This is a genomic window from Tychonema sp. LEGE 06208 (genome assembly GCF_015207505.1).
In the GTDB taxonomy this organism is placed as follows: domain Bacteria; phylum Cyanobacteriota; class Cyanobacteriia; order Cyanobacteriales; family Microcoleaceae; genus Microcoleus.
The window spans coordinates 1-10129 of record NZ_JADEWT010000168.1; the positions used below are offsets into that span (position 1 = coordinate 1).

Sequence of the window (10129 nt, forward strand, 5' to 3'; positions counted from 1 at the left end):
CCCCCTCTCTCCCCCATTCTCCCTCTCCCCTCTGTGCAATTCCACCATTGCCCAAACGGGGGTATTGCGAGTCAAATCGAGGTTGTCTCCCGGCTCGGAGCGAGTCACGCCTAGAGCAGTATCAGTTTTGAGTACAGATGCTTGTTCGATCGGAATTTCTGCAGTTACTTGCGGTTCCAGTAAATCTACTGATACAGTATCTACATACTGAATACCTCCACGCAAGCACCGCAAAGCTGCAAGTGCTGCTGCACAGGCAAATACTGGCAGTGTATACCCGGATAAAGGTTGAGTTTGTGTCACGATGGAGTGCATAGATCCGTAAATTTGCCGGCGATCGACATCACCTACTAGCAGCGATCGCCCTCAAACATTTAAGCTTATTTTTAGAGTTTACTACGAGATGCAGTTCAGGTAATTTTTGTCAAGTAATAATTGTGTCCTACCAGTTGCCTTGAAGCGAGCAACACTTTTTGAGAAGAACGGGCGATCGTTCGATCGCCCGTTCCCGTTCTCCGCAGGGGTTCGGTGAAGAGTAGGATAACTATCCCCCTTCCAGAATCGCCCACCACCGACTCCGAAGCCTTACTGGCCCGCAGATGTTCACAAAACACCCGCAGGCGCGGCGAAGCTATCCCTCGCGGGCCAAATCGCCAGCGCGTCCAAGAGTAACAAACAAATTCCAGGAATTAAGTACAAATACTGTAAACAAATTTTTAAAACCAGATGGTTATAGCTATCTTCCACACACCTTGCATCCTTTTTCCCCCCATTTACCCCGTATTGAGTAGAGTTATGGTTGCGGTCTCGCAGGGGGAAGAAATATGAAGACCGCTACTAACCTCACGCCTCCATTTGTTTCGGATTCAACTTCTCAACTAGCTCACCGAACCACCCCATGCAACACCATTATTTTGCAACTCAAGGGCTGTCTCGGCGGCATCTCTGTCCTAGATTTCCAAATTAATTTGGAGCAAGCTTTGGAAACGGCCACCCTGAGAGTTGTCGTGGATCTGCAGCAAGTGGATGCTGTCGCGCCAGAGGGAATTGCCGCCCTCGCCCGAGGATTGGAGTTAGCCGCTATACTCGGCAAGTCGATCGTCTTTCATGCTATGGATTTAGCTAGCTCTAGAGATTTGAGAGCCGAGTGGATGAGTTCGCGCGAAATTTGTTTTGGCCCTTGGGGCGATTTATTCGATCGGGAATTCGAGCAATTTTTGGCGGGCTAAATGCTGCAATCGCTGCCTTGTTAAGCCCTAAAACCTAGGTTTTTAAATCGGCAAATTAATATTTTTGCTCTTTACCAGGCTCTGCCTGGTAATGCAGATCCGGAGGCTCTGCATCTCTTGAGCCGGGGACTTTGGGAGAAAAGACTGGCATTGCACAAGTCACGGAATCGATACATAAACCGCAGATAAAAAGCAGATGCAACACGGTTCGACGCAGATAATTTCAGATAATTTGTAATTTTTGCAAGAGGTATATAGCAGTTCTCATAAAGATGAGGTATAGCCTTTCTGTGCTCTCATATGAGGTACTATCCGGCATAGGCCAAACCGGCCAAACCGGCCAAACCGGGCTATCCTCACTTTTTTGAGAACCGCTATATTGATCGATATATCCCTGAATCCCTCAATTCCCCAGTCTAAAACTTGTACGCTCGCGAAGCCGAAGAATCTCAAATCTCAAATCTCAACCTGTACCTCACCTTTTTGAGAAATGGTATAGAGACGAGTGTGGCAGATGTTTAAATTATTAAATTTTCCTTCATTACAAGCTAAAGCCCGAACATCGAACAATCGGGATATAATTTAACGGCCAACAATTAAGTGTTAATAGTTAACAGTTAATTGTTGACCGTCAAAAAGCTTTTTTCAGCCTTCAGCATAGCTGTGTCTAAAAAATCAGTCTTCAGTCCTGAGCCCTAGTTATTCAGTAGCAATTAACTAATCACAGAGTGCGTACCCAATTTTTAATTCTTTGCTAGCAACTAACTGATGACTAATAAGGTTTGCGAGCGAGGACGCTCGCACTAATGACTAATAAATTAAGCTTGACGCGAGTAGTATTCAACCACTAGCAGTTCATTAATCTGAAGAGCAATCCACTCGCGTTCGACAACGCCGTTGACTTTGCCGACCAGTTTTTGCTTATCAAATTCCAAGTGACTGGGCAAGTGAGCCAAGCCTGGATCTTTGAGATTGGTTTCCACCATCGTGCGCGATCGCTCTCTATTTTTCACTGCAATCACTTCACCAGGCTTGCACTGATAGCTGGCGATATTGACTTCACGATCGTTAACAGTGATGTGACCGTGATTTACCAATTGTCTAGCGGACGGAATGGTTGGAGCCATTCCCATCCGAAACACAGTATTGTCCAAGCGCATTTCCAAAAATTGCAGTAACACTTGACCTGTGGAGCCCGTGGCACGGCGGGCTTTGCGGACGTAACGGAGCAATTGGCGTTCCGTCACACCGTAATTGAAACGGAGTTTTTGCTTTTCTTGCAAACGAACCGCATACTCAGAGAGCTTTTTGCGGTTTTGACCGTGCTGCCCTGGCGGATAATCGCGTCTGGGCGTTTTGCGGGTTAAACCGGGCAACTCTTTCAGGCGACGAACGATTCTTAATCGGGGGCCTCGATATCGAGACATTTATTTTCCTCTCTAATCTCTGTATGCAATTTTATGCAGACTCTATATTATATGTTTATAACGCTCAAAATTCTCACAAATATCAATAAAAAAATCGATCGACCGCAGCGAACCGTAATGTGCGGTAAATTCTGAAGGAAAAGCCGATCGCTCGATCGCCCCAATCAGCCCAAAAACTCACAACTCGATCAGCCATGCAAAAGCGCAATTTTTCCCTAACTTCTGCCCCAAAGCCAGCACCGCGCTGGATGTTAGCACTCGGCACTCCCCTAGTCGCCCTGAGTTTGTTGGCAGTAGCACTGCCAATCTCCCCAGCATCAGCCATCACTCTGAGATTTCCCCGAACTCAAAATTCCTATCGCGTCTGCGCTAAAGAATTAATCGAAGCCGGAGTAGGGGCCGAGGCAGCTGCTGCAGCTTGTGCCGACGCGCTCCACCCCCGCGACATATCTAGATGCGCCCTCCAAATCAACCGCAAAACAAATATTTCTGGTGTCGAAGCCCTCTCTACCTGTCGGCAGGTGAGGCGGCCAGACGAATTGACTACTTGCGTAGTGAATATTCACACCAAAACAAAAACTCAACCTGCAGCTCCCCTGTTAGTGCTTGAAGGGTGCCGCCGCAGTTTATTACCAGAACAGTTTGCTGAATGCGTCGTCGGGTTGAGCGGCAGGCTCGACTTTCCCACTGACAGGTTGCTGGCAACTTGTCTCGATCCGAGGGAAAAAGTGAGCCAGTTGGACGGGCGTCCTGCACCTACTCCTCCCGTCGAGCTAATGCCACCGCCTTCGCGGCTCAATTAATTATTTCTTGGGAAATGGTAATTGGTAATTGCTAATTGTAGTGAGTGCGAGGGAGCATCTCAGTTTTGATTTTGATCGTGCGAGCGTCCCGGCTCACGATCTATTCAACACTCGCGAGGGGGGACGCTCGCACTGTAAAGAAATTGCTTTTTCGCAAAAGTGAGATGCTCCCGAGTGCGATCGTCCTCATCACAATCTGCAAGCGCACTTACAACCTCAGAAACCCCGTTTATTCCTATATTTGCCGCTCCCAATCGCAAAAATAGTAGAAACCTGGTTTCTAGCTTTTGTATGTAAGCCATGAAACTGTCCGAAGAGTTAACTGTTAACTGTTAACTGTTAGCTGTTAACTGTTGGCTGTTAGCTGTTAGCTGTTAGCTGTTAGTTGTTGGCTGTTGGCTGTTGGCTGTTGGCTGTTAGTTGTTGGCTGTTGGCTGTTGGCTGTTAGTTGTTGGCTGTTGGCTGTTGGCTGTTAGTTGTTAGTTGTTAGCTGTTAGTTGTTATTGGAAATTGAGAATTGGGCGGAGCGAAGCGGAGGGATTGGGAATTCGTAGCAAGTAACCAATAACTAATAACCAATCACCAATCACCAATCACCAATAACCAATCACCAATCACCAATCACCAATCACCAATAACCAATAACCAATAACCAATAACCAATAACCAATAACTAATAACCAATAACCAATAACTAATGACTACTGACTTTTTTGATAATCAAATGTCACAAAATTTTGCTCAAATTACCGTCGAAGAATTAGGTTGCTACTTAGCAGAAAAAACGACCGACGCTGAGAAATTGCAGCTTGTGGACGTTCGGGAACCTCACGAAATTGAACTCGCGGCCCTGCCGGGATTTGTAGTTTTTCCGCTGAGCGAGTTTGCCGAATGGTCTAGTGAAATTGACACTAGACTCGATCGCGACACAGAAACCCTCGTGCTGTGTCACCACGGAGTGCGATCGGCTCAAATGTGCCAGTGGTTGACCGATCGAGGATTTACCAACGTTAAAAATATCCTTGGCGGCATCGATGCTTACTCAATGGTAGTCGATCGCACCGTGCCGCGTTATTAATCTGATGCCCGCTCCAACTACGAACCTATTGTATGATTGCGTTGGGGCGGACACAATCTGGGCGTTGGCGTTGCTGAAGTTGAGTATGAATTAACATTTTTCACGCTCGCTCCAAAGACAGACTATAAAGCATTTTTGAGTCTTGACGCATAACTTGATTCATGGAGTCAATCAGCAACGCCACCAGTTAAATTGGTTGAGGATTGCTATATTGCTAAAACATTAAAAAGTAAACTACTTTAAAAAAGATGATTTCCCTCAAGCTTTTTGGGATTTTTGTGGATTTAATTTGATTGCTGCGTGGCGAGAAACCGGGTTTCTCTGAAGATTTAGGTTGAGTGCGAAATATCGGGAAAGAAACCAGGTTTCTGGGATTTTTGCGGATTTAATTTGATTGCTGCGTGGCGAGAAACCGGGTTTCTCTGAAGATTTAGGTTGAGTGCGAAATATCGGGAAAGAAACCAGGTTTCTGGGATTTTTGCGGATTTAATTTGATTGCTGCGTGGCGAGAAACCGGGTTTCTCTGAAGATTTAGGTTGAGTGCGAAATATCGGGAAAGAAACCAGGTTTCTGGGATTTTTGTGGATTTAATTTGATTGCTGCGTGTCTGGTAACGAGTAATTTAATTAATGTCTCAGCAACCGCAAACCACTCAATGTTACCAAAACTGTAGACCCTTCATGACCGATAACGCCGATCGGCATTGTGATATTTCCTAAAAAATTAGCAGCCAACAATAGTATAATGCAGCTTAGCGCAAAAACAATGTTTTGTTTGACTACATTTTGAGCGCGGCGGCCCAAACTAATTGCTTTACCTAGTTGTTCTAATTTATCTGCCATTAATACGATATCAGCAGTTTCTAAAGCGACATCGCTACCGGAAATTCCCATTGCAATTCCCACGGAAGCTTGGGCTAGGGCTGGTGCGTCGTTGATGCCGTCTCCTACCATTGCGACGGTTTGATACTGGGTTTGCAGCTTTTTAATTAGGTGCACTTTGTCTTCAGGCAAAAGTTCGGCGTACACTTCGTTAATGCCTAGTTGTTGGGCGATGTATTGAGCGGTTTGTTCGTTGTCGCCTGTCAGCATTATGATATGTTCTACACCTAAATTTTGCAAGCGTTTTACTGTGGCTGCTGCTTCCGGGCGGACTGTATCTGCGACTGCAATGATGCCCAAAAGTTCATCGCCCTTTGCTACCCAAACAACTGTTTTTCCCTCTGCTTGCAATTGTTGGCTGATGTGAGTCAACTCCGAAGTTGCTTGCACAAAATCGGCTTTACCAATGGTAATTGTTTGATTGTTAACTTTGCCGACTATTCCGCGACCGATTTTTGCTTGTACGTCGATCGCACTTGACAACGATAACTGTTGCTGCTGGGCGGCTTGGACAATTGCTTGGGCGATCGCGTGTTCGGAATGAGTTTCGAGGGCTGCAGCCAATTGCAGAACTTCTGTTTCAGTATATCCGGCTGCTGGTACAATTTTGACAACTTCAGGTTTTCCCGTGGTGAGAGTTCCGGTTTTGTCAAAGGCGATCGCCCGGACTTTACCAATTATCTCCAATTGCGCGCCGCTTTTAAACAAAATTCCCTGTTTTGCACCGTTAGCCATACCCGAAAGCAGCGCCGGCATAATCGAAGCCATCAGCGCGCAGGGGGATGCGACTACTAGGAAAATCAGCGCCCGATAGATAGTATCTTCCCAATTCCAGTTTAAAACAAAAGGCGGCAAAATTGCCAACAACAAGCCTAAACCGACAATTAATTTAGCATAACCGCGCTCGAACTTTTCCACAAATTGCTGAGAAGGAGGCGCTTCTGTTTGTGCTTGTTGTACCAGCCGAATCACTCGCTGAATCAAACTGCTTTCGGGAGTTTTGTGAACTTTCAATTGTAGCGCGCCGGCACCGTTAATCGTGCCTGCAAAGACTTCATCGCCAGCAACTTTTTCTACGGGCATCGATTCGCCGGTAATTGAGGCTTGATTGAGGGTGGTGTAGCCTTCAATAATTATCGCATCTGTGGGAATAATTTCTCCGGGCTTGACTAAAAGCCGATCGCCAATTGCCAATTTGTCGATCGCCACCAACCGTTCCCCATCGTACATTATCACCCTAGCAGTATCCGCCGTCAAACTCATCAAACTGCGAATACTGCGTTCAGTCCGCTGCATAGCATAACCTTCCAGCGCGCCGCTAATTGCAAAGATTAAAATTAGCACCGCACCGTCAACAATTAAATGATATTCTTGCCGCCACAGCCCCAAACCAGCCGCACCCAAAGCAGCAACAATCATCAACAAATCTACATCTAATTCATGTTCTTGAAAAAGCGTAGTCAAGCCTTCGCGGGTGCTGGAATAGCCGCCGATTACGTAAGCAGCGGGCAAAATTAACACCGCTAAGCCCAGCCAACCGACTTGTAGGGCGATCGAACCCAAAATTACCAGAATTCCGCACAGGGCGGCAGTCACAGCATCTGGGTGCTCTGCGGCGAGGCGCGACAGGCGCGAGGTGGGGAGGGAATTGGGAGTCATGGGAAAATTTGACTTGGTAGAATGACTCCTGCATCGTAAACCTTGACATTAATGTCAATGTCAAGCTTTTTGTTTAAATTCCCTGCTGCTAGGGAAACGACACTGCCGTTTCCTGTATTTCGGGCGATCGCAAACCGCGATAAACTGTCGGTAAATCTGGTAAGAAAACAGCATTGCCATGTCCTGGACAAACAAACATAGTCCTGGACACATCAAGCCAAAGAAACCCGGTTTTTTACCGAATCTGTCGGCTACAATCAAGTATTTTCCTAAAAACCCGGTTTCTGACCACCCGTGCGTCCAAGACTATATCTATCCCAATCGGGAAATCAATTCATCAGCCGATAACTGAGGCAATTGTTCCAACAACAATGTCAACTCTGCGACAGGTAAAGCCAACAAATTAGCAACCAGTGTAGGTAAACTATCGCCAAATTCATTTAACCGCAGTGCCAAGACATTTTCTGCTAACAATCTCACCGCTTCTTGCCTGCCTGCTGCATCCACCGCGAGCATAGATATCGCCAGTAAAATCACCGTAAACTCGGCAGCAGGTATCCTGGACACGGGAGAGAGAAACGCTATCATCAACGAGTCTAGTTCTCCAAATCTCACTCGCAGAAAGTTCTCTAAAATTAAGCGCTGTTGTTCTTGTCTTCCTTGTTCTAATCCTTGTTCTAATCCTTGTTCTAATCCTTGTTCCTGTGCTGCTTGTAACTGTTCTTGAAAGAGAGGTGCGATAGTCATAATTAACTCCCGGTCTTCTGTTTCTATGGGCTGTTCTAAATTTGCTACTAAGTTTGATTGCAGTCGATACAGCAATTCTAACGCATTAGTTCGCAGGGGGTTGTCTGTAGCCAAGGCGATCAACTCGGCCACTGCTTTTTCCTGCACCTTTCCTCTGCCCAAAATCCTCAGCCACAAGGTTTCGGGAGTTTTTGGCAACTGATGGATTACCACAATTGCCGATCGCAAATATTCCCCCAAAAAATAGATACCGGGCATCCAATTGGGTTCGTCTGGTTGTGCGCGAAACCCGTTTAACAGCGATTCTGACGCTGTGGGAGTGAGAATCCACAATTTCGGAAAATCATTTTCGTTAAGTCGAATATTGTCTCTTCTGGCTTCTCGCTCTAATTCGCTCTGAATATCAAACAATTTGCTGATGCAACCGACAACTTCCCTGATAGTTGCCGGGTTGCGGAACGGTTCAAAAATTGCCGTTGCAGTTGCTAGTTGCCCCAACAATCCTAAGTTTTCGATATGTTCTGGGACTGTGGCTTCATGAGTAAAGTAAACATCGATTTCTTGCACTTCGGAAGTGACATCGCGACCGATATTGACTGTTCCTAATGGAGACAGCATTTCTTCTAGGTATTCTTTGGCAAAGCGATCGTGAATTAATCGAGTCATTCGATTTTAGATTTTAGATTTTGGATTCACTGCATCAGTTAATTTTATCATGTTTTAAAGCGATATTTTAAATGTTAAATTAGGGCAAAATAGAAAGATATCACAAAATATAAATTACTTTTTTATCGCAATAACACTTCTAGAAATTGAGTATTTTAAAGATTAAACGCTATTCAATAAGAACATTAATTCTAAAAATTGCATAGTCCCGCGCCGGACACAGCAATGCCGTTTACCTACAGATATCGGATATAATTTAGAAGATTTAGTCCTAGTTTGCAGAATTGGTGTTGTGCAACAAGAATACCTGACAATCAAACAACTTACTGAAGCGGTAAAAGGCACAATTACGCCTCGGATGGTGCGGCATTATCACGCTTTGGGGCTGCTATCTCCTGCCGTGCGATCGACCTCTAACTACAGACTTTACACCCGCAGCGACGTGCAAAGACTTCAAAGAATAGTCGCACTCAAGCAACAAGGCTTTCAACTGTCTCACATCCGCAAATTGCTAGAAACTGATGCGGATGCTTCTCCTGACGCGCTGGTGGCGGCTTTGCAACAGCAATATCTGTCGGTAATTCAGCAGATTGTTCGCCTCCGAGAAACGGCTTGTGCACTGGAAGGATTGCTGGGGCGGGATCTTTCGTGTCAAGCGGTGCAAGCGGGCGCACTGGCGCAATTGAGGCTGTTGCAGGCGCAAACTGACGGGGAGTTGGGACAGTTGGAACAACTTTGGGAGGGTTGGGATGCGGGGGCGCACACTCACCCGGAGGCGTTTGGGGAGTCGTTGCAGCATTTGTTGCCGGATTTGAGCGATCGCTCGGAAATTGAGGTAGACTTGCTTTCTAAACTGGTGTTAGCTTGCGGTGATTGTTCGCTGCTGCCGTTTGTGAAGTTGAGCTCCACGGCGATTAAATCGGCGCGGGAAGCTTTGAAAAATCAATGTCAAATTGTGGCTGATGTGCCGCCTGTGTTTGCGGCTTTGGATAACACAAGATTGGCGCATTTGGGAATAAGTATTGCAACTTTAATTGACGATCCGCACATCAATGCTGCGGCGGAAGCTGAACAGGAATTTTGGGCTGAGCGTGAGTGGTTTGAAAAGTTGTTGAAATTGGAAAAAAAATGTATATTGGTGATAGGATATGCGCCGTCTGTGCTGATGGCGGTGTGTGAGGCGATCGAAAACGGGCAACTGCAACCGGCTTTGGTGATTGGAATGCCGATCGGGTTTAGTCATTCTCCGGTGGCGAAACGGCGGTTAGTGCGATCGGGCGTGCCTTATATTACGACGGTGGGAACTTTTGGCGGTGGCTTATTGGCGGCGGTGGCTTTAAATGCTTTGGTTGAGTCTTTGATTGAAAAGCCGAATTGCCACTGTCATCTGAAGTGAAGATGGGATTTAGATTAGACATTCCCGGACGCATTTATGCCAAAAAAACCGGGTTTTTACCTAATCTGCGGGGGTGCGATCGATTCCTGCAATTATCTGCGTTTATCGGCCTGAAATCTGCGGTTTTTGTATCTATCCCGTGACTTATAGAAGAGGTCAATATACTCGTGATGGGCCATACAAACACCATTAAATCAAATCACCACTTCCCCAACGCCCCCCAAACAGCACCCGAAACCACAC

11 protein-coding genes and 1 pseudogene are annotated in these 10129 nt (G+C 46.2%); 5 read left to right on the forward strand and 7 right to left on the reverse strand.

The features are described from left to right. Together IQ263_RS26705 and IQ263_RS26710 are read right to left on the reverse strand one after the other, a co-directional pair. Positions 1-315 (reverse strand): cobalt-precorrin-5B (C(1))-methyltransferase (locus tag IQ263_RS26705; protein ID WP_228050389.1); only part of this gene is annotated, 315 nt, incomplete at its 3' end. A gap of 95 nt (positions 316-410) precedes the next feature. Continuing rightward, positions 411-614, reverse strand: a complete 204-nt coding sequence (locus tag IQ263_RS26710) for a hypothetical protein (protein WP_194009594.1) — start codon at positions 612-614, stop codon at positions 411-413. Positions 615-824: 210 nt separating this feature from the next. Here IQ263_RS26710 and IQ263_RS26715 point away from each other — a divergent pair, with 210 nt between their 5' ends. Further along, complete coding sequence (locus tag IQ263_RS26715; protein ID WP_194071087.1) at positions 825-1229, forward strand: STAS domain-containing protein; 405 nt, start codon at positions 825-827, stop codon at positions 1227-1229. An 818-nt stretch (positions 1230-2047) separates the two neighbouring features. On the opposite strand, the gene rpsD is transcribed toward IQ263_RS26715, so the two are convergent. Then, positions 2048-2656: a 30S ribosomal protein S4 gene (rpsD, locus tag IQ263_RS26720; RefSeq protein WP_194071088.1), complete on the reverse strand. Its 609-nt coding sequence runs from the start codon at positions 2654-2656 to the stop codon at positions 2048-2050. A gap of 194 nt (positions 2657-2850) precedes the next feature. Here rpsD and IQ263_RS26725 point away from each other — a divergent pair, with 194 nt between their 5' ends. After that, complete coding sequence (locus tag IQ263_RS26725; protein ID WP_194071089.1) at positions 2851-3459, forward strand: hypothetical protein; 609 nt, start codon at positions 2851-2853, stop codon at positions 3457-3459. Between the two features lie 617 nt (positions 3460-4076). On the opposite strand, the pseudogene IQ263_RS30140 reads toward IQ263_RS26725, so the two are convergent. Continuing rightward, positions 4077-4151, reverse strand: a pseudogene (locus IQ263_RS30140) (D-galactonate transporter); the annotation flags it as partial. A 5-nt stretch (positions 4152-4156) separates the two neighbouring features. Between IQ263_RS30140 and IQ263_RS26730 the strand changes: the two are divergent. Then, entirely contained in the window at positions 4157-4537 is a 381-nt protein-coding gene (locus tag IQ263_RS26730; protein ID WP_228050390.1) for a rhodanese-like domain-containing protein, read from the forward strand. A gap of 626 nt (positions 4538-5163) precedes the next feature. Here the strand turns inward: IQ263_RS26730 and IQ263_RS26735 are convergent. The 3 genes from IQ263_RS26735 to IQ263_RS26745 all read right to left on the reverse strand — a co-directional run bounded on the left by IQ263_RS26735 (position 5164) and on the right by IQ263_RS26745 (position 8490). Next, positions 5164-7077: a heavy metal translocating P-type ATPase gene (locus tag IQ263_RS26735; RefSeq protein WP_194071090.1), complete on the reverse strand. Its 1914-nt coding sequence runs from the start codon at positions 7075-7077 to the stop codon at positions 5164-5166. After that, positions 7074-7268, reverse strand: a complete 195-nt coding sequence (locus tag IQ263_RS26740; RefSeq protein WP_194071091.1) for a hypothetical protein — start codon at positions 7266-7268, stop codon at positions 7074-7076. The genes IQ263_RS26735 and IQ263_RS26740 overlap by 4 nt, the downstream gene beginning before the upstream one ends. A gap of 121 nt (positions 7269-7389) precedes the next feature. Then, the gene (locus tag IQ263_RS26745) at positions 7390-8490 is read right to left on the reverse strand and encodes an RpnC/YadD family protein (RefSeq protein ID WP_194071092.1); all 1101 of its coding nucleotides are present in this window, start codon (positions 8488-8490) and stop codon (positions 7390-7392) included. Between the two features lie 292 nt (positions 8491-8782). Between IQ263_RS26745 and IQ263_RS26750 the strand changes: the two genes are divergently transcribed. Together IQ263_RS26750 and IQ263_RS26755 are read left to right on the forward strand one after the other, a co-directional pair. Next, positions 8783-9886, forward strand: coding sequence for a precorrin-8X methylmutase (locus tag IQ263_RS26750; protein WP_194071093.1), 1104 nt, complete (start codon positions 8783-8785; stop codon positions 9884-9886). A gap of 2 nt (positions 9887-9888) precedes the next feature. After that, entirely contained in the window at positions 9889-10029 is a 141-nt protein-coding gene (locus tag IQ263_RS26755) for a hypothetical protein (protein ID WP_194071094.1), read from the forward strand. Positions 10030-10129: the final 100 nt, after the last annotated feature.